Below are 19,674 nucleotides of genomic sequence, written 5' to 3' on the forward strand. Positions count from 1 at the left end.
TTATTCCCTCTTATTCCCTGCTATTCCCATTTAAACCGATTCCATACTTTTCCCTTCCTGTACATTTGCTTTCACATTAACGATAAACAGAATTGAATCATGAGAAAAATTAATCTGATTGTTTTGCATTGTTCGGCTACCCGAGAGACGATGGAGTATACGCCGGAGCAGCTGGAACGTGACCATAAGGCGCGTGGTTTCTTTTCGGCCGGTTATAATTATTATATCCGCCGTTCGGGTGAGGTCGTACCGATGCGTCCGCCGGAGCTGATTCCGGCACATGTGAAAGGGTATAACGCGTTCAGTCTGGGGATTTGTTACGAAGGCGGGCTGGATGCCGGCGGGCATCCGAAAGATACGCGTACGGAGAGGCAGAAATTGTCTATCAGGGGATTGTTGTTGTTACTGCTGGTGCAGTATCCGGGATGCCGGATCTGCGGGCACCGTGATTTGTCGCCCGACCGGAATGGCGACGGGAAGATCACGCGGGATGAATGGTTGAAAGAGTGTCCTTGTTTTGATGCGGAGGAGGAGTATGGGATATTGTAAAAGAAGGGGGTGGCCGCTCGGTTGCCAGTTATGGGTGGCGGTTTTGTTGTCGCTGGCAGGTGTTGTATTGTTGTTTATGGGGTTTTGGTGTAGTCCGGCAGGGGAGATACATAACTCGGTGTTGGTGGGATTCGGTGAGGTGTCGACGTTTTCAGGGGCGTTGTTCGGGGTGGATTATAGTTATAAATATAAGATCAGAAGAGATGAGAATGGAGAGTAAAGGATTGATCGGGAGCTGTTTGTGTATGCTGGTGGCCGGCAGTGGCTGTGTTGCGGGGAGGAAAACTGTGGCGGAGCGGACGTTCGGGGAGAGGGATTCGTTGATTGTGGAACGGTACGACAGCTTGTGGGCGGAACGTGTATGGAAGTCTGATATACAAACGACACTCCGGTGGGAGGAAGTCTCGTTTTCGGCTCCTGACAGCAATGGCAGGCAGTATGTAGGGCAAATAAGACGTGCTGTGGCGGACTGCCGGCAGGTATCTGTCAGTCAGGATACCCTGCTCTCACTTTCGCGGCAGGAAGGCCGCTGGTTGCGGGAAACAGTGGCTACGGAGCAGAAAGAAAGCGGCTGGTCGCTGGGGCGCTTGCCGGTTTGGTGGGTGCTGGGTGGGGGAGGTGTGTTGTTTTTGGGAGTTAGGTGGTGTAATAGAAGAAAAAGATGGCATTTGAATGGATAGGAAACGGAATAATGATTATCTTTGACAAAAAAGATGATGTATGGAAACAACACAGATAAAATTAAATAAAAATGTTGTTGATAAAGCTGTTGCTTATGCACGGCAAAGAGGACTGGATTTGTCTTCTATCATAGAAAATTATTTGGATCGTCTTGTGCAGCAACCAAAAGTTAGCGAAGAACCTATACCTGATATTGTATTGAGTTTATTAGGGGCTGGAAAGATTGATGACGATGATGATTTAAATGGCAGAAAAGCTTATCATAAATATTTGGAGGAAAAATATCAGTTTTAACTCCAGGTGAATATTTATCTCAGTTATAATTGGCATGTTTGTAAATAAAAAAGGAGGTAAACTATTACTGTTTACCTCCTTTTTTATAATATATTGCTCATTATTGCATACCTTCCGTAGTCATTTCTTTATTGATTTTCTTGACTAATCCTTGCAGTACTGCACCCGGGCCTAATTCGATGAAGTGGTCGGCACCGTCGGCGATCATGTTCTGAACGCTCTGAGTCCAACGAACCGGAGCTGTCAGCTGGGCGATCAGGTTGGCCTTGATTGTTTCAGGGTCGGTTTCGCCTTTTGTGCTTACGTTCTGGTAAACAGGGCAAGAAGGTTTGTGGATCGGAGTTGCTTCGATAGCGGCAGCTAGTTCGGCACGGGCCGGCTCCATCAGCGGAGAGTGGAATGCACCCCCAACTTTCAACTTCAATGCACGTTTTGCACCGGCAGCCAGCATCTTTTCGCAGGCAGCGTCGATACCGGGGATTGAACCGGAGATAACCAGCTGACCCGGACAGTTGTAGTTTGCACAAACAACTACTTCGTCTGTAATACTTGCGCAGATTTCTTCAACTGTTGCATCCGGCAAAGCCAGTACGGCAGCCATCGTGGAAGGAGTGGCTTCGCAAGCTTTCTGCATAGCCATGGCACGTTTGGAAACCAATACCAGACCATCTTCAAAAGACAGTGCTCCGGCTGCAACAAGTGCAGAGAACTCACCTAGGGAGTGGCCGGCTGTCATATCCGGTTGGAACTGGTCGCCTAAAGTTTTAGCGAGGATAACCGAGTGTAAGAATATGGCAGGCTGTGTAACCTTGGTTTGTCTCAGATCTTCGTCTGTTCCTGCGAACATCAGATCTGTAATGCGGAAACCGAGAATTTCGTTTGCTTTCTCAAACATCTCTTTTGCAAGGGGATTGTTATCGTAAAGGTCTTTTCCCATTCCGACAAACTGTGCACCCTGACCGGGAAATACATAAGCTTTCATCTTTCTAATCTTTTTCTAATTTCAGTTTTTTAAGACGGTGCAAAGGTAATAAATTTAGAATAATGGAGTGACTATTCGTTACAAATAGTATCTTTGCCCCTATTAAAAGGAGAATATTAACGACTAATATTTATAATATCATGAACGAATTACTATTTTTAGGAAATTTAGGTACAGGCGAAATCGTTATCATCGCCATTGTTGTGTTGTTACTTTTCGGTGGAAAGAAAATCCCTGAACTGATGAAAGGTATCGGTAAAGGTGTGAAGAACTTTAAAGACGGTGTAAAAGGATTAGAAGACGACATTAAGCTGGACGACAACGATAAGAAGTAGACGAAATGGAAGAATTGGAACAAGATGAAATGTCCTTCTGGGACCACCTGGAAGAACTTCGTTGGACTTTATTCCGTTCTATTCTGGCGCTCTTTGTTTTTGCTATCGGTAGTTTTGCTTTTATGCGTGATCTTTTCGATCACGTTATTATGGCTCCCTGTTATGCTGATTTTATTCTTTATCGTTGGTTGTGTGAACTGAACAAGTGGCTTATTGATATTAGTCCGTGGTTTGATGTTTTACCTGATTTCTGCAATGATACTTTTCATGTGGATATAGTAAATATTAAGCTGGCATCTCAGTTCTTTACTCATATGACTACCTCATTCTGGCTGGCCCTTGTATTGACTTTCCCTTATTTAATGTATGAGTTATGGAGGTTCATCAGTCCGGCTTTGTATGAGAACGAAAAGAAAAATATCAGATGGGTATTCTTTTTTGGAACAATAATGTTTTTCCTGGGATGTGCCGTAGGTTATTTTATGGTATTCCCGATGACACTCCGTTTCCTGGCAACGTATCAGTTGAGTGCTAATATTACCGAACAGGTCTCTTTAGATTCGTATATGGATAACTTCCTGATGCTGATCTTTGTGATGGGGATTGTTTTCGAAATGCCGTTGGTATCGTGGTTGTTGTCGAAGCTGGGATTGCTGCACAGAGGATTTTTCCATAAGTACAGGCGCCATGCCATTGTGGGATTGCTTGTTGCCGCAGCATTTATAACACCAAGTAGCGATCCGTTTACACTGAGTGTCGTGTTCTTCCCGCTTTACGGTTTGTACGAATTAAGTGCATTCTTTGTAAGAAAACCGCCGGTAGAAGAACCGGATGAAGAGGACGAAGAAGAAAATGAAGGTTAATAAACCATAGACATTGGAATTTAGTTATAGAAAGAGACGTACATTGTTTAAATGTTACGTCTCTTTTTGTATATTTGTCAAGACTTAAACAATTTATAAACAAATGAGGCACATCACTTTATTGGCGGTCTCCTTGCTGGCTTTGATGGCCTGCACGCCGGAGAAACAACAGGAGGCGGATTATGCGCAGTATGTTAATCCTATGATCGGTACTGATTTTACCGGGAATACTTACCCGGGAGCACAGGCTCCTTTCGGTATGGTGCAGTTAAGTCCTGATAACGGGTTGCCCGGATGGGACCGTATCTCAGGTTATTTTTATCCGGATACGACGATTGCTGGTTTCAGCCATACGCATCTTTCCGGTACCGGGGCAGGGGATTTATATGATATCTCCTTTATGCCGGTGACCCGCCCGTATAAAGAGGCTGAAGCACCGCTGGGTATTTATTCCACTTTTTCACATAATGACGAGGCTGCTTCGGCCGGTTATTACCGGGTGTTGCTGAAAGACTATAATATTAATGTCGAGTTGACGGCTACCGAACGTTGCGGTATCCAGCGTTATACGTTCCCGAAGGCAGAAGCTTCCGTTTTCCTGAATCTGAAGAAGGCGATGAACTGGGATTTTACGCTTGATTCTTATATCGAGGTGGTCGATTCCGTTACTATCCGCGGTTACCGTTTTTCACAGGGATGGTCGCCCGACCAACATGTCTATTTCCAGACCCGTTTCTCCAAACCGTTTGTAGCTTACCATATGGATACGACAGCAATTGTGACGAAGGATAAAGGCCGTATCGGTACTGCCTATGTAGCTCGTTTCGATTTCAATACGGAAAAGGACGAAGAGATTCTGGTGAATACGGCTATTTCGGGTGTGAGCATGGAAGGTGCGGCAAAGAACCTTCAGGCAGAAGTGCCGGTCAACGATTTCGACCGTTATCATACGGAGGCTGTCGCCCGCTGGAACAAAGAATTGTCGAAGATTGAAGTGAACGGCAATAATACGGATGACCTGGTTAAGTTCTATACCGCCATGTATCATACGATGATCGCTCCGACTATTTTCAGTGACGTGGACGGCTCGTACTATGGTCCGGACAATCAGATACATAAGGCTGACGGTTGGAATAATTATTCGACCTTCTCTTTGTGGGATACTTACCGGGCAGCCCATCCGTTGTATACGTATACGGACCCGAAACGTGTGAACGATATGATTCAGGGGTTCCTGAAATTCTACGAACAGAATGGCGCCCTTCCTTTGTGGAATCTGTATGGGCATGAAACGAATATGATGATCGGTTATCACGCTGTTCCTGTGATTGTGGATGCTTACCTGAAAGGAATCAGTACTTTTAATCCGGAACTGGCTTTACAGGCATGTGTTGCTACGGCGAACCGGGATGATTACCGGGGTATCGGGGAGTATAAGAAGTTGGGATATGTACCGGCTAACAGTGATCCGGAAAAATGGGAGAACTGGTCGTTATCCAAAACAATGGAATATGCTTACGATGACTATTGCATTGCCCGTATGGCGGAAAAGATGGGAAAGAAAGCGATTGCGGATGAATTCTATAAACGTTCACAGAACTATCGCAATGTCTATAATCCTGAAACGACCTTTATGCAGCCGCGTGATGAAAAGGGGAATTTCGTAACTCCGTTCAATGCGAAAGATTATACGGAAGATATCTGCGAAAGTAATGCATGGCAGTATTTCTGGTATGTTCCGCAGGATCTGGACGGCCTGATCGGTTTGCTGGGCAGCAAGGAGCGTTTCACGGAAAAGCTGGATAGCATGTTTACGTATGCTCCGGATGCGAAAGAAGACCTGCCAATTTTCAGTACAGGTATGATCGGACAATATGCGCATGGCAACGAACCGAGCCATCATGTTATTTATCTGTATAATAAGGTGGGACAACCCTGGAAGACGCAGAAGTATGTGGCTCAGGTTTTGCATGATTTGTATCTGAATGCTCCGGATGGTATCTGTGGCAATGAGGATTGCGGACAGATGTCGGCCTGGTTCGTTTTCAGTGCGATGGGATTTTATCCTGTCGATCCGGTAGGCGGACAGTATGAGATTGGAACTCCTTTGTTCCCGGAAGTAAAAATGCATTTGGCGGATGGTAAAGTATTCAAGATTTTAGCTCCGGGAGTAAATGCGGAGAATATCTATATCCAGTCAGTCAAACTGAATGGCCAGCCTTACGACAAGAGCTATATCACCCACGACCAGATCATGAGCGGCGCAACGCTTGAGTTTGAAATGGGAAATCAGCCAGGTCCGGTTTGGTATAAGGATTAATGAGTTGACAGTTGACAAGTGACACTTGTCAACTGTTCAAATGGTGTAATTGTTGTGCATAGTGGGGCGCACCGGTATGTTTCGGAGGATCTTGGTACTGATTACTATTGATTTCTCCGGAATGCTCCGCTGACAAATTCCAGGACGTTGGGCAATGCCGTGCGCCAGTATAACCAGGTATGTCCGCCGCCTCTGACACGAAATTCATGTTTCATCCCTTTCTCCCGCATGATCTTATGGGCCTGGAAATTACCATCCAGCAGACCGTCCTGGTCTCCGCAGTCGATGTAATAACGGATGCGGGGCAGATTCTCTTTATCCAGTTCGGAAAGCATTTTTAAGACGCTGTTTTTGTGCCAGTAATCCAGTCCGGGACCGAACAGGCGGCCGAAGAGGTCTTTGTGTGATTCAGCCTGGCGACGTTCCATCACGCTGTCGTCGAAAATAGCGGCACTAAGCGGGGCACAGGCGGAAAACATATCCGGATGATGCAGGGTGTAAAGGAACGAACCGTAACCTCCCATCGACAGTCCGGCGATGGCACGGAACTCTTTGTTACTGCGGGCGCGGTAGGTCTTTTCGATATGGGGGATCAACTCTTCAAAAAACATGTCTTCGTAGGGTACCTTTCCGTCGTATTGGTTGATATACCAGGTATCCCAGGCATCCGGCATGACAACGATCATAGGCACGGCCTGGTCGCTACAGATGGCACGGTCGGTAATTTCCTGCATCTGCCCGGTTTGTATCCACATGGTTTCATTATCGGTATAACCGTGCAGCAGGTAAAGCACCGGATAATAACGTTCGGAGCTGTTGTATCCGTCCGGGAGATAGATCGAGTAGGAGACTTCTTTTCCTAACTTTTTACTTTGGAACTTGACCGATTCATGAACGGTACTTTGTGCGAATCCTGCTAAATTAAAACAGAAACACAGAACAAGAAAGAGAATAATCTTGTTTTTCATATACTAACAGATTTAAGTAAATAGATAGATGTTTTTATTTATTTCTAGCAAAGTTATAAAAAAGCATCGGCTGTACTTGATAAAATACGGAAAAATGTTATTTTTGTTAGCTAACAGATTAATCAATAATATATTGTATGTCGCATTTACCAGATTTGATTTCCGATCTTGCATTGATTCTTATATCCGCAGGGATAATAACTTTATTATTTAAATGGCTGAAACAACCCCTGGTGCTGGGGTATATCGTCGCCGGTTTACTGGCCGGGCCTTATGTACAGATTTTTCCTACGGTAGTAGACGTTGAAAATATTAATTTGTGGGCGGAAATGGGAGTCGTCTTCCTGCTGTTTGCCCTGGGACTTGAGTTTAGTTTCAAAAAGTTGATGAATGTCGGTTCTACCGCTTTTATTACGGCGATGACCGAGGTGATAACGATGCTGATCGTCGGTTATCTGGTCGGGCATCTGCTGGGATGGTCTACGATGAATTCCATATTTCTGGGCGGGATGCTGTCGATGTCGTCGACAACGATCATTATAAAGGCTTTTGATGATCTGGGGTTGCGGAGCCAGCGGTTTACGGGGATTGTGTTCGGGACGTTGGTCGTCGAGGACCTGGTTGCCATTATTATGATGGTCTTGCTTTCAACGATGGCGGTGAGCCAGGAGTTTGCCGGGGAGGAAATGATCGGCAGTATCCTGAAGGTCGCCTTTTTCCTGATTCTCTGGTTTCTGGTAGGTATATTTATTATTCCGGCTTTCCTGAAAAAGGTGAAGAAGCTGATGAATGATGAAACGTTGCTGGTTATTGCACTGGGCTTGTGTCTGGGAATGGTGGTGGTAGCGACGAAAACGGGTTTCTCGGCTGCTTTGGGGGCCTTTATCATGGGGTCTATCCTCGCCGAAACGATAGAGGCAGAGCGCATCGAACATATTATCAAGCCTGTCAAGGATTTGTTTGGCGCCATCTTTTTTGTGTCGGTAGGTATGCTGGTCGATCCGGCTGTCCTGGTGCAATATGCATGGCCTGTCATTCTGATCACTTTGGTGACGATCGTGGGGAAGGCTTTCTTTTCGTCTTTCGGAGTACTTCTGTCCGGACAACCGCTGAAAACATCTATTCAGTCGGGTTTCAGTCTGGCTCAGATCGGTGAATTTGCCTTTATCATTGCGGCTTTAGGGGTGTCGTTGAAGGTACTCGACGAGTATGTTTATCCGATTATCGTTGCTGTGTCGGTGATAACGACTTTTACGACTCCTTATTTTATCCGTTTGTCGGGACCGTTTGCGGAGTGGCTGTACAAGGTGTTGCCGGATAAGACGCGCGATTTTCTGGACCGCTATTCTTCGGGTACAAAAACGATTAACCATGAAAGCGACTGGCGTAAGCTATTAAAGATTTATGTAGGAAAAGTATTGATTCATTCGGTGTTACTGACGGCTATTCTGTTGCTGTCTACCCAGGTTATTCATCCGTTGCTGGTAGAAAAGTTTCCGGCGATGGATATGTGGGGGAGTATCGTTATGAGTGTGCTGACGCTGATACTGATGGTTCCTTTCCTGTCCGGACTGGTGGCGAACAAGAATAATTCGCCGGAGTTGTTTATGAGCCTGTGGAAGGATAATAAATATAATCATGGGAAACTGGTGGCGTTAGTGTTGTTCAGGGTGTTTGTCGCCATTTTGTTTGTTTCGATCGTACTGATTAAATATTATCATGTGCAATATGGCGTGGGGGCGATTATAGCAGTAGGAGTCTTGATCCTTATCATTCTGTTCCGCCGTGACCTGAACCAGTATTCCAGGCTGGAAGCCCATTTTCTTACTAACCTGAACCGTAGGGAAGAGGTCGACCGGAAACGTAATCCGTTGAAGACCAGTTTTAATAATCAGTTAAGTGATAAAGATATACACCTGGCCGTAGTACCGGTTTCCCCTTGTTCTCCTTATGCAGGGAAAGCGCTGTCGGACATACCGCTCAGAAAAGATTTTGGAGTAAGTATCGTAGAGATCATCCGTGGCGATCATAAAATCTATATCCCCGGTGGTTCCGATCATATTTATCCGCAGGATAAGGTGGTCGTAGTAGGGACCGACGAACAGTTGAAAGCCTTCCAGGCTAAGCTGGAAGATCAGGAGAACGGTTCCGATTGTTCGGCCGGGCAGCCGAAAGAGATTACGGTCAATTCGTTTGTAGTCGATGACAGTTTCCCGTTCCTCGGACAGAGTATCATGCAGTCGAACGTAGGACGGCGGTACAACTGCCTGATCGTTGCGATCGAACGTAACGGGGATTCGCTGATGACGCCGGATAACGATACGGTGTTCGAACCGGACGACCTGGTCTGGGTAGTGGGCGATAAAAATAAAATACAGCAGCTGATAAAAGGGGAGTGAATCCATGTTATTAAAATGTAGAGATTACTTAAAATTGGTTACTTCCGCCTTTATTTTGCCAAATGTTTTACTTTTGTGATGTTGAATTATAAAAGTAGAACTTATGAAAAAGTGTGTATGCTTGATGTTGATTTTAGTGATTGGTTTGATCTCTTGCGGAGATGATGATAAACCTTCTCTTCCGAAGTTGAATAAGTTAACAAAGATTACCTGTAAAAAGAATGGGGCCGATTTCCCTGAATATTCTTTGGATATAATTTACAATCAGGATGGTAATGTTAGTAAGATAACGACTTCCAAAGGTACTTTTAACTTGATTTATACTGGAAATAAGATCTCTGTGATCGATGCTTCAAATGTGCATACGGAAGATTTTCAGATGAGTGGAAATGTGGTCGTAAATAAGCAGGAATGGGCTATCAATGAATATGTCCCGAATGCGGAATATGTGAAGAATGAATATCGATATAAATATGATCGTAGCAATCTGACTGAAGCTGATTGGATTTTTCAACGTCCGTTGGAAGAAGGAGGATATAAGAAAAATGATCCGGTATCTTTGGATAAATATACGTGGACTAACGGGAATGTAACTGTTTATCAGTATCTTCCGCGTGATGAGGTGAGTTATACCTATGGTAGCCAGTTGTGCCCAGCCAATTTCCCGTTCCGTGTGCTAAATACATTGAGACCGATAACACCGGATTTAGTAAATCCTTTGAATTCGTTATACGGGACCTCTAACCGCAATTTACCGGAATCGGCCAGCCGTTATTCGTTGGGCGAGAGTAAAAATGGTGCTGAATATACTTTTCGTTATCAGACAGTCGGTGACTATATCACTGGCATGGTTATTACAGAAGATATAAAATCAGTAGAAGGTCTGGATGCCGGACAGAATACGTATGAATATTCTTTTGTTTATAATTATGAAACAAACTAAATAAGATCGGATAGTATTATCTGTCGGTATTGTATAATTATCTCATCAAATGTCATTTTTGTAACAAATCTGCAAGCTTTTGCGATAATATTAAAAACCGGAAAGAGATGCTTGGCGTAATTTTGGACAGAAAATAATCTGTCTATGCCATGAATCTAAAATTGTTATTATTAATTTCTGCAACAATACTTGTATGCTGTCGTTGTTCTGACGGAACGCGATTGCAAAAGCGGGTATCAGATTTGTTGCATACGGAAATTATAACCCGGGGAGACCTGGCTTTAACGCAAGAACCTGTCACCATTACTTCTTTTGTCGCTGAAAGAAGTGCCGGAGGGGTACACGATTTTTATTCGGAAGGTGATTATTGGTGGCCTGATCCGGTTAATCCTGACAGTGCCTATATCCGGCGTGACGGGGAAACGAATCCGGATAATTTTGTTGCTCATCGCCATGCAATGATCCGTTTCAGTTCGATTGTAGGAGACTTGACTTCTGCCTGGATCGTGACGAAAGATGAGAAATATATTGTACAGGCATTAAAACATATCCGTGCCTGGTTCATTGATCCGGAGACACGGATGAATCCCGATCTTCAATACGCCCAGGCAATAAAAGGAATTGTTACGGGCCGTGGAATAGGAATAATCGATACTATTCATCTGTTGGAAGTCGTGCAGTCACTGATCGTAATGGAACAGGCCGGTTTGCTTTCCTGTGAAGATGCCGTTGCTACCAAAGATTGGTTTTCCAACTATTTATACTGGCTGGCGAACCATCCTTACGGAAAGGATGAGATGAATGCCAAAAACAACCATGGTACCTGCTGGGTGATGCAGGCGGCCCAGTTTGCAAAGTATACCGGGAATAGAGAGGTGCTGGACTTCTGCCGCGAACGTTATCAAACAGTTCTGTTACCGGGACAGATGGATACGGATGGCAGTTTTCCGTTGGAATTGGCGAGAACCAAACCGTACGGATATTCTCTCTTCAATCTGGATGCTATGGCAACAGTGTGCCATATCCTTTCCGATGATACAAATAATCTCTGGCAATATACAACGAAAGACGGACGGAATATGCAGAAAGGGGTGGCCTGGCTGTGCCCCTATATAAAGGATAAGTCTGCGTGGCCGTTTGAAAAAGATGTGATGTATTGGGATGAATGGCCGGTGGCGCATACTGCTTTGCTGTTCAGCGTCTGCGATACGCCTGATGAAGATTATTTCTCCCTTTGGTCGGAGCTGGAACATTTTCCGGAGAATGATGAGGTGATACGGAATTTTCCTCTTCGTCATCCGCTGTTGTGGTTGTGATTATTTTGTTTTAGTTATTATTGATTTATCTTATTTAGTTGAAGAAATATGAAATTCAAAACTCCTATTTTTCTGTTACTGGCTGCTATGGCTTCCTGTGGAATCGAGAAACCCGATCTGGTTCAGGATAACTTTGCTTTTGCCGGAACACAATTCAAACAGGCTTTTGTCGAGATGGATGCTGCCCGTTGTGCGGAACCGAGACAAAAGCAGGAATTACGTGATAAACAAAACCTGGGCCCGTTGGCCAGTCCGCGTAATGTCGAACCGGACGGTACGTTGCATATGGTTATTTCCCGCGATTGGACGAGTGGATTTTTCCCAGGTGAACTTTGGTACATGTATGAATATACCAGGGATGATTTCTGGAAAGAAAAGGCGCAGCAGCAAACGGCCTTGATCGAACGTGAAAAGATGAACGGCGGAACGCACGATATGGGCTTTAAGGTCTATTGTAGTTTCGGAAACGGTTACCGGTTGACGGGGGATGTGGCTTATAAGGATGTTCTGTTGCAGGCTGCTTATACCTTGACTACCCGTTATAAAGAGGGTGCGGGGATAATCCGCTCATGGGACCATAGCCGGGATAAATGGGATTGTCCGGTTATTATCGATAATATGATGAACCTGGAACTTCTTTTCTGGGCGTTCAGGACAAGCGGTGATTCTCTGTTTTATAATGTAGCCGTAAATCATGCCCGTACGACAATGAAGAATCATTTCCGCGATGATTACAGTTCTTACCATGTGGTTGACTATGATACGATTACCGGAGCAGTGCTGCATAAACATACGCATCAGGGATATGCACATGAATCGGCCTGGTCGCGCGGACAGGCCTGGGGACTTTACGGATATACCGTGTGTTACCGTGAAACGGGTTTGCCTGAGTTTCTGGAACAGGCGAAGCATATAGAGAATTATATCTTTTCCAGTCCGACATTGCCCGAAGACCTTGTTCCTTATTGGGATTTCAATGCTCCGGGAATACCCAATGAGCCTCGCGATGCTTCTGCTGCAACTGTTACAGCTTCTGCTTTATATGAGTTAAGCATGTATGACCCGGCTAAACGTCAGGATTATATTACAAAAGCAAATACAATCTTAGAGAACCTGTCAGCAAATTACCGTGCGGCAGCCGGCAAAGACAGAGGCTTCCTGCTGTTGCATAGCACAGGTTCTAAAATGCACAATGTGGAGGTGGATGTCCCGATTGTATATGCTGATTATTATTATCTGGAAGCCCTCCTCCGGAAACAGAAACTGGAAAAAGAAGGAACGGCAATATTGTAAATTAACTAATATAAAACGAATAAATAATGAGAAACATTCTTTTTTCCTGTCTTTTCCTGTTTTGTTGCTTTTCGATGGCAGGGAAAGTACCATCTAAACAAAAAATACGATTAACGGATAACTGGGAATACCTGAAAGGTGATCTGGGCGGAATCTGGGAAGTTGTGCGTCCTGCTTCACCGGGAAGTCCGGAGACAGTTCCTATCTGGCAAAAGGTCACTCTTCCCCACTGTTTTAATGCCGAAGATGCCGTAGATCCCGATGTGAATTATTATCAGGGACCGGGTTGGTATAAAACACTGCTGACAATTGATAATCCGTATGCGGATGGCCGTGTCGTATTGGATTTTGAAGGAGCCGGACAGAAGACAAAAGTATATGTTTACACCACATTAGTCGGAGAACATACAGGTGGTTACGACGGTTGGAGTGTCGATATTACGGAAGCCGTGAAGTCATTTATGGCGGATGATAAGCTGGTGAAGCGTTTCAAAGGAAAAATACCTCTGTCTATCCGTTGCGATAACTCGCGCGATCTGGAAATGATCCCGTCCGATTTGTCTGATTTTAATCTCTACGGAGGTCTGTATCGTTACCTGAACCTGGTTTATCTACCGAAAGCCTCTTTTGAACAGATTCGCCTGGAACCGGAACTTTCGGCAAACCGGAAAGAAGGTTCTGTAAAAGTCAAAGCCTCTTTCTATAATCCGATGGATATACGGAAGGCGGATGTAACTGTTTCTGTGTATGATGCAAATCGCAAACAGATATTTACTCAAACGATAGAAAATGTTCTGCCTCTTGGCAATCAATTCCTGACGGAAGTAAAAGTGAAGAACCCCGTCTTGTGGGACGTGGATTCTCCCAACCTTTATACTTGCGAATTGACTATAAATGCTGACGGACAGACATTGACAGCGGAAGAAAGCTTCGGTTTCCGCCAATTCGAATTTCAGGAAAAAGGCCCGTTCTTCCTGAATGGCCGGCGTATTTTGCTTCAGGGAACGCACCGCCATGAAGATCATGCCGGAGTAGCTCAGGCAATGACTGAAGATATGATGCGTACGGAAATGCAGCTGATGAAGGATATGGGTGTGAACTTTATCCGTCTCGGACATTACCAGCAATCGGATATAATCCTCCAACTTTGTGATTCTCTGGGTATCCTTGTCTGGGAAGAAATCCCCTGGTGCCGCGGAGGCCTGGGAGGTCCGGTATATAAGGAACAGGCCCGCCGTATGCTGACTAATATGATCGATCAGCATCATAATCACCCGGCCGTTATTATCTGGGGACTGGGCAACGAAAACGATTGGCCCAACGATTTCAGTGAGTTCGATAAAGGGGCTATCCGTACTTTTATGAAGGAATTGCATGACTTGGCTCATAGTTTGGATGATACACGCATGACGGCTATCCGTCGTTGTGAGTTTTGTTGTGATATAGTGGATGTTTATTCTCCTTCTATCTGGGCCGGATGGTATCGTGGGGTATTTACCGATTATAAATCCGTTTCGGAACAGGAGATGCAGAAGGTAAAACGTTTCCTGCATGTGGAGTGGGGAGGAGACAGCCATGCCCGCCGTCATTCAGAGAATGTATTTGCCAATCTGAAAGGTATTGAGTCTGGTAATGGTGCCGACGAACGTGCCGGGGATGCTTCTTTATACGGTGGTGCCGCCCGTGCATCGAAGGATGGCGACTGGTCGGAAAGTTATATTGTCCGCCTGATCGACTGGCATCTGAAAGAGCAGGAAACAATGCCGTGGCTGACTGGGGCTGCTTACTGGCCGTTCAAGGATTTCTCAACTCCTGTACGTCCCGAAAATCCGGTCCCGTATGTGAATCAGAAAGGGGTAATAGAGCGTGATTTCACTCCGAAAGAAAGTTATTATGTCTTTCAGTCATACTGGACGACTGAGCCTATGGTACATATTTACGGGCATAGCTGGCCGGTGCGCTGGGGTAACCAGGGAGACCGCAAAGAAATATTGGTCTATTCAAACTGCGACGAGGTGGAGTTGTTCATGAACGGTGTCAGCCAGGGTGTGAAGAAACGCAACAGTCAGGATTATCCCGCGGCCGGACTGCGTTGGAATTGTGTATATGAAGAAGGAAAGAACGAGATCCGTGCTGTGGCCGTAAAAGGAAAGACAAAGATTACGGATGAGATCAGCCAGGAATATCAGACGGCAAAATGGGGAGAAGAAGCCTCTGTTACAGTACATATCGTATCACGTGAAGGCGATATGGCGTTGTTGGAAGCTCAGCTTTACGATAAGGAAGGCGTTCGCTGCCTCGATTCAAAAAAGTATATTGAATTTGAACTGGTAGGTGATGGAACATTGATTCAGAATCAGGGAACATCTACCGGCAGCCGTAAGGTTCAGGCCTATAACGGCAGGGCCCGCATCAAAGTAAATCTGAATAAAGGAAAGAGCATAGTAGCCGTTAAGTCAGAGGGGATACCGACTGTATTTATGGAAATACAGTAAATCTGATTTGAATGTTACTTTTCTCTTGATCATTAACCAAAACTTTTACTATTTTTGTTCTACATAAATCAGATACAACAAGTATGATCAGGAAATCTTTATCTATACTATTTCTAATCCTTTCCGTACTAACACTGTATGCAGAAAAGACAAACTATCTGTATTCTTTTAATTCAGATCTGAATGAAGGGATTTCCCAACTCTCTGTGATGACTATTTATCAGGATTCGAGAGGATATTTGTGGTTTGCCACCAAGAACGGACTGAACCGTTTTAATGGAAAAGAATATAAAATCTATCATCGGGAAGACGGAAATGAGCAGAGCCTGTCGAATAACTCCGTCACCTCCATTACCGAAGATCAGGAAGGTTTTCTCTGGGTGGGAACCAGCAATGGACTGAACCGGATAGATCTGAACACAAATGAGATTAAACGCTATAACCTGGAGACTAACGGATTGGTTGCCAATAGTATTTCTACGGTATACACCGACCGTTCGGGTTGTCTGTGGGTTGGAACCTGGGAGGGGTTGAATCGCTATAACAGGGAGGGAGACCATTTTGAATATATCCCTATAGAAGATGATACTGAAAGAGCAATGATAGTGACTTTGCTGGAAGATAGCTCAGGCAGATTTTGGATCGGTACAAGAAACAAAGGATTGCTCCTATGTGACCATCAGATGAATCTGATCAGTCAGTTTACGAGTGAATCTAAAAATATGCCATTGAATAACAATAATATTACTTCCATTTATGAAGATGATAAGAAGCAGATATGGGTTGGTTGTAAGAATAGCGGATTGAATAAAATCAATCTGCGTGATAACGAGGTGACCTCATATACTAATTTAAACAGCGGATTGAGCAATAACTCGGTGCGTTGTATAATCGAATGGCAGGGGAAGTTGCTGATCGGTACGTTTGATGGCATTTTTGATTTGGATAAAGCGACCGAACGGATTGTAAAGGTGGCCAGTTACGATGATATAAACAAGTCGTTGAGCCATTATTCGGTTTATTGTTTTTGTGTAGACCGGGATAAAACGCTGTGGGTCGGGACATTTGCCGGAGGGGTTAATTATCTGAATAAATTCACAAACCGCTTTGTCCTTCATAAACCGCAGGAAGAATTGAATATCAGGACCGGTATTTACGGAGCGATTACGTATGAATCTCCTGAAGATTTATGGATAGCGACAGAAGGGTACGGGTTATTGAATTATAACAAGCGGACGAATGAGTCACATTATTACCTGATCGATCCTTCCGTCCGGTTCGCATTTAATACGAATATCATTAAATCCGTTTTTTACGAAGACGGCTATGTCTGGTGCGGAACGACTAAAGGAGAAATCTACAAGTTTAATATCAAAACCAAAAAGTTTTCCTTGTATCATCAGTATCCGATTGAATATTCCATCTATTCTATCATTCGCGATCATAATGGTGTTTTGTGGGTGGGTGGCGCATCGACCGAATTTGGACTGACCTGTTTTGTGAATGATTCCCTGGTTACTACCTTTTATAATAATGTAGATGAACCGATCTATTTTTCAAATGTACGTTGTATTCTGGAAGAAGAAGACGGTGTCTTTTTGCTGGGAAGTACGGCCGAAGGATTGCTCCGCTTCGATACGCATAAAAAACAGCTGACAAAATATTCCAATGAGGCTTCTGTTGAGAAATACAGGATTCCCAATAACTATATATCGGCGATTGTCCGGACTCAATCCGGTGAGATATGGGGATCAACCTACGGAGGTGGTATTTTTCAACTGGATGAATCGAAAGCGATCCGGCGGATAATGACTGTCAGGGAAGGTTTGCTGGACAATAATATCTGTACGTTGGTGGAAAGCAGCGATCAGCGGTTATGGATGAGTACGGTAAACGGCCTGATCATGTTTGATCCGGCGAAAGATGAAGTCAGGAATTATCATCGTCATAACGGAATAGATATTCGTGAATTTACATTGCATAGCGGCATCGCCTTGCCGGATGGAAGTCTTTGTTTTGCCGGAAGCAACGGTTTTGTGACATTCCATGTGGAGGCGATGGATAAAAATAATAATATTCCGCCTGTAGTGTTGGAGCAATTATCTGTTAACAACCATCCGGTGAAAGTCGGCGATGAGTCTGCTATCCTGGATAAAGTATTGGACGGCATGGAAACGATCCGCCTGGCTTATAATGAAAATAACTTTTCAATCACTTACCAGGCCTTGAATTATATTTATGCGACACAAAATCAGTATGCTTATAAACTGGAAGGATATGATACCGATTGGAACTATGTGGGAGAACGTAATTCCGCATTTTATACCAACCTGAGTCCCGGCAAATATGTATTTCATGTAAAAGCCTCTAATAATGACGGTGTCTGGAATGAGGAAGGACGTTCATTGATTATTATCGTGCAGCCGCCTCTGTGGAGGACCTGGTATGCTTATCTGTTTTATGTTATTGCTTTAGCGGCTATTATTTACGGAATTCTTTATTATGTAAATATCAAACGTAACCTGGAAGCCGGGCTGAAGATGAAACAACTGGAGAAACAAAAACAGGAAGAATTTCATCAGGCAAAGATACGCCTGTTCACAAACTTCTCTCATGAGTTGCGTACCCCTTTAATGCTGATTATCACTCCGTTTGAAGAACTGGTCAAACGGGTGGATATTCCGGCAGAGTTGCATGACAAGCTATCCATTATTTATAAGAACGCTCAAAAACTTTTGCTTCTTGTCAATCAGCTGATGGACCTGCATAAGAACCAGGCGGGTAGCATGGACCTGAAGGTAAATGAAGGAGATATCTGCGAATATATCAAAGAAATCTATTATGCGTTCAATCAGATTGCTTTGACCAATGAAGTCAAATTCACCCTGAATTGTACTCCTAAAACGATCAATGGCTGGTTTGATAAATCCCTCTTGGAAAAAGTTGTCTTTAACCTCTTGTCGAATGCCTTCAAATATACGGCTTCCGGTGAATCTGTTCTTATGGAGGTGTCGGAAGTAACCTTGAAAGAACTGGACCCGAAACGGACCGACGGATTGTATAAAGATGAAAATAGTCAGTACGTAATCCTGAAAGTCAAAGATTCCGGTAAAGGGATTGAAGAAGGAGAGGCGGATAAGATATTCACTCCTTTCTATCAGATTCCTGAAACGTCCGGTATTAATTTGTCGGGGACAGGTATCGGCCTGAGTCTTGTTTATACGATTGTACAACTCCATCGTGGGGTAATTTATGTGGATCATACGGAAACAAAAGGTGCTTGCTTTGTCGTTATCCTTCCGGTATCCCGTTCGGCATTCTCCGAAGAACAGATAGAGAGCAGGGAAATAGATAAAATTGCGGAAATAACGAATACGGAGGATATATCGGTCTCGTTGCCGGTGACGGAGAATAAAGATCAACCTAAATATAAGATTTTGCTGGTCGAGGATGATAAGGATGTGCGTGATTATCTGAAGAAAAGCCTGGAAGCCGAATATATTGTCATTGAAGCAGCCGATGGGGTGAGGGCTTACGAAAAAGTAGTGCAGGATTTTCCAGACCTGGTACTTAGCGATATCATGATGCCGAAGCGCGACGGACTGGAACTGTGTACGATGATCAAGAATGACATCCGCATCGGACATATCCCGGTTATTCTGATGACTGCCCGTTCGATGGTAGTCCATATCAAGGAAGGATTCCAGGCGGGAGCGGACGATTATATTGTGAAACCATTCAATATGGACGTGTTGCAGACACGTATCCGCAGCCTGCTGGCCTCGAGGGAGCAATTGAAAAAACTCTATGGAAAACGTTTCTCCCCGGATGTGATGGGGATCGAGGTGAAGTCGGCCGACGAACGTTTCTCCCAGAAACTGTTTGATGTGATCGAGAAAAACATATCCAATGAAAAGCTGGATGTCGAATTATTATGCACGGAAATCGGTATCAGTCGTGCAAATCTCTATCGTAAACTCAAATCCATCACCGAACTTTCACCGATGGAACTGATCCGTAACAAACGCCTCGAGATGGCGGCTAAATTGTTGAAAGAATCCGAAATGAATGTCTCTGAAATTGCGTCACATCTTGGATTTAACAGTCACTCTTACTTCTCCAATTCCTTTAAGGCTTTTTATGGATGCACTCCCACTGAATTTGTGCAGATGAAAAACAATCAGGAACAGGGCGGCTGATAAAATCGTATCACTTTTCTGTCACTTTTGTATCAAT

Annotated in this window: 15 protein-coding genes; 13 read left to right on the plus strand and 2 right to left on the minus strand. The window is 44.3% G+C overall.

Annotated elements, in window-relative coordinates; translation table 11 throughout:
- Positions 1 to 99 precede the first annotated feature (99 nt).
- Genes HMPREF1535_RS14605 through HMPREF1535_RS14620 form a run of 4 tightly spaced genes read left to right on the plus strand, consistent with a single transcriptional unit; the run spans position 100 to position 1,524 of the window.
- Positions 100 to 549, plus strand: a complete 450-nt coding sequence (locus HMPREF1535_RS14605; protein ID WP_046146698.1) for an N-acetylmuramoyl-L-alanine amidase — start codon at positions 100 to 102, stop codon at positions 547 to 549.
- Positions 536 to 769 (plus strand): hypothetical protein, encoded by a 234-nt coding sequence (locus HMPREF1535_RS14610; RefSeq protein WP_085978819.1) that lies wholly within the window; start codon positions 536 to 538, stop codon positions 767 to 769. Before HMPREF1535_RS14605 ends, HMPREF1535_RS14610 begins: the two co-directional genes overlap by 14 nt.
- A complete protein-coding gene (locus tag HMPREF1535_RS14615) occupies positions 753 to 1,229 on the plus strand; it encodes a hypothetical protein (protein WP_046146699.1) in 477 nt (158 codons plus the stop codon). The genes HMPREF1535_RS14610 and HMPREF1535_RS14615 overlap by 17 nt, the downstream gene beginning before the upstream one ends.
- Before the next feature lie 40 nt (positions 1,230 to 1,269).
- Entirely contained in the window at positions 1,270 to 1,524 is a 255-nt protein-coding gene (locus HMPREF1535_RS14620) for a DUF6364 family protein (RefSeq protein ID WP_046146700.1), read from the plus strand.
- 100 nt (positions 1,525 to 1,624) lie between these two features.
- Here HMPREF1535_RS14620 and fabD read toward each other — a convergent pair whose 3' ends face one another.
- Entirely contained in the window at positions 1,625 to 2,506 is an 882-nt protein-coding gene (fabD, locus tag HMPREF1535_RS14625) for an ACP S-malonyltransferase (RefSeq protein ID WP_007652765.1), read from the minus strand.
- Positions 2,507 to 2,646: 140 nt separating this feature from the next.
- Between fabD and HMPREF1535_RS14630 the strand changes: the two genes are divergently transcribed.
- The 3 genes from HMPREF1535_RS14630 to HMPREF1535_RS14640 all read left to right on the plus strand — a co-directional run bounded on the left by HMPREF1535_RS14630 (position 2,647) and on the right by HMPREF1535_RS14640 (position 6,024).
- On the plus strand, positions 2,647 to 2,841 hold the full coding sequence (locus HMPREF1535_RS14630; protein ID WP_007652767.1) for a Sec-independent protein translocase subunit TatA/TatB: 195 nt from the start codon (positions 2,647 to 2,649) through the stop codon (positions 2,839 to 2,841).
- 5 nt (positions 2,842 to 2,846) lie between these two features.
- Positions 2,847 to 3,704, plus strand: coding sequence for a twin-arginine translocase subunit TatC (gene tatC / locus HMPREF1535_RS14635; protein ID WP_046146701.1), 858 nt, complete (start codon positions 2,847 to 2,849; stop codon positions 3,702 to 3,704).
- A 103-nt stretch (positions 3,705 to 3,807) separates the two neighbouring features.
- Complete coding sequence (locus HMPREF1535_RS14640) at positions 3,808 to 6,024, plus strand: GH92 family glycosyl hydrolase (RefSeq protein WP_046146702.1); 2,217 nt, start codon at positions 3,808 to 3,810, stop codon at positions 6,022 to 6,024.
- A 104-nt stretch (positions 6,025 to 6,128) separates the two neighbouring features.
- Here the strand turns inward: HMPREF1535_RS14640 and HMPREF1535_RS14645 are convergent, their stop codons facing one another.
- A complete protein-coding gene (locus HMPREF1535_RS14645) occupies positions 6,129 to 6,992 on the minus strand; it encodes an alpha/beta hydrolase (protein WP_007652777.1) in 864 nt (287 codons plus the stop codon).
- A gap of 137 nt (positions 6,993 to 7,129) precedes the next feature.
- Here HMPREF1535_RS14645 and HMPREF1535_RS14650 point away from each other — a divergent pair, with 137 nt between their 5' ends.
- The 6 genes from HMPREF1535_RS14650 (at position 7,130) to HMPREF1535_RS14675 (ending at position 19,637) form a co-directional block, all read left to right on the plus strand.
- Positions 7,130 to 9,391: a monovalent cation:proton antiporter family protein gene (locus HMPREF1535_RS14650; RefSeq protein WP_046146703.1), complete on the plus strand. Its 2,262-nt coding sequence runs from the start codon at positions 7,130 to 7,132 to the stop codon at positions 9,389 to 9,391.
- Positions 9,392 to 9,494: 103 nt separating this feature from the next.
- On the plus strand, positions 9,495 to 10,334 hold the full coding sequence (locus HMPREF1535_RS14655; protein WP_046146704.1) for a DUF5032 domain-containing protein: 840 nt from the start codon (positions 9,495 to 9,497) through the stop codon (positions 10,332 to 10,334).
- 149 nt (positions 10,335 to 10,483) lie between these two features.
- A complete protein-coding gene (locus tag HMPREF1535_RS14660) occupies positions 10,484 to 11,650 on the plus strand; it encodes an alginate lyase family protein (RefSeq protein WP_046146705.1) in 1,167 nt (388 codons plus the stop codon).
- Positions 11,651 to 11,698: 48 nt separating this feature from the next.
- Positions 11,699 to 12,943 (plus strand): glycoside hydrolase family protein, encoded by a 1,245-nt coding sequence (locus tag HMPREF1535_RS14665; protein ID WP_046146706.1) that lies wholly within the window; start codon positions 11,699 to 11,701, stop codon positions 12,941 to 12,943.
- A gap of 26 nt (positions 12,944 to 12,969) precedes the next feature.
- Complete coding sequence (locus HMPREF1535_RS14670; RefSeq protein WP_046146707.1) at positions 12,970 to 15,438, plus strand: glycoside hydrolase family 2 TIM barrel-domain containing protein; 2,469 nt, start codon at positions 12,970 to 12,972, stop codon at positions 15,436 to 15,438.
- A gap of 83 nt (positions 15,439 to 15,521) precedes the next feature.
- Positions 15,522 to 19,637, plus strand: a complete 4,116-nt coding sequence (locus HMPREF1535_RS14675; protein ID WP_046146708.1) for a hybrid sensor histidine kinase/response regulator transcription factor — start codon at positions 15,522 to 15,524, stop codon at positions 19,635 to 19,637.
- Positions 19,638 to 19,674: the final 37 nt, after the last annotated feature.

Source organism: Parabacteroides goldsteinii DSM 19448 = WAL 12034 (assembly GCF_000969835.1).
In the GTDB taxonomy this organism is placed as follows: domain Bacteria; phylum Bacteroidota; class Bacteroidia; order Bacteroidales; family Tannerellaceae; genus Parabacteroides; species Parabacteroides goldsteinii.

What these genes read in the sequence shown, in the direction of transcription:
- HMPREF1535_RS14605 (WP_046146698.1), top strand. Translation starts at nt 100, where the DNA reads ATGAGAAAAATTAATCTGATTGTTTTGCATTGTTCGGCTACCCGAGAG.
- HMPREF1535_RS14610 (WP_085978819.1), top strand. Translation starts at nt 536, where the DNA reads ATGGGATATTGTAAAAGAAGGGGGTGGCCGCTCGGTTGCCAGTTATGG.
- HMPREF1535_RS14615 (WP_046146699.1), top strand. Translation starts at nt 753, where the DNA reads ATGAGAATGGAGAGTAAAGGATTGATCGGGAGCTGTTTGTGTATGCTG.
- HMPREF1535_RS14620 (WP_046146700.1), top strand. Translation starts at nt 1,270, where the DNA reads ATGGAAACAACACAGATAAAATTAAATAAAAATGTTGTTGATAAAGCT.
- fabD (WP_007652765.1), bottom strand. Translation starts at nt 2,506, where the DNA reads ATGAAAGCTTATGTATTTCCCGGTCAGGGTGCACAGTTTGTCGGAATG.
- HMPREF1535_RS14630 (WP_007652767.1), top strand. Translation starts at nt 2,647, where the DNA reads ATGAACGAATTACTATTTTTAGGAAATTTAGGTACAGGCGAAATCGTT.
- tatC (WP_046146701.1), top strand. Translation starts at nt 2,847, where the DNA reads ATGGAAGAATTGGAACAAGATGAAATGTCCTTCTGGGACCACCTGGAA.
- HMPREF1535_RS14640 (WP_046146702.1), top strand. Translation starts at nt 3,808, where the DNA reads ATGAGGCACATCACTTTATTGGCGGTCTCCTTGCTGGCTTTGATGGCC.
- HMPREF1535_RS14645 (WP_007652777.1), bottom strand. Translation starts at nt 6,992, where the DNA reads ATGAAAAACAAGATTATTCTCTTTCTTGTTCTGTGTTTCTGTTTTAAT.
- HMPREF1535_RS14650 (WP_046146703.1), top strand. Translation starts at nt 7,130, where the DNA reads ATGTCGCATTTACCAGATTTGATTTCCGATCTTGCATTGATTCTTATA.
- HMPREF1535_RS14655 (WP_046146704.1), top strand. Translation starts at nt 9,495, where the DNA reads ATGAAAAAGTGTGTATGCTTGATGTTGATTTTAGTGATTGGTTTGATC.
- HMPREF1535_RS14660 (WP_046146705.1), top strand. Translation starts at nt 10,484, where the DNA reads ATGAATCTAAAATTGTTATTATTAATTTCTGCAACAATACTTGTATGC.
- HMPREF1535_RS14665 (WP_046146706.1), top strand. Translation starts at nt 11,699, where the DNA reads ATGAAATTCAAAACTCCTATTTTTCTGTTACTGGCTGCTATGGCTTCC.
- HMPREF1535_RS14670 (WP_046146707.1), top strand. Translation starts at nt 12,970, where the DNA reads ATGAGAAACATTCTTTTTTCCTGTCTTTTCCTGTTTTGTTGCTTTTCG.
- HMPREF1535_RS14675 (WP_046146708.1), top strand. Translation starts at nt 15,522, where the DNA reads ATGATCAGGAAATCTTTATCTATACTATTTCTAATCCTTTCCGTACTA.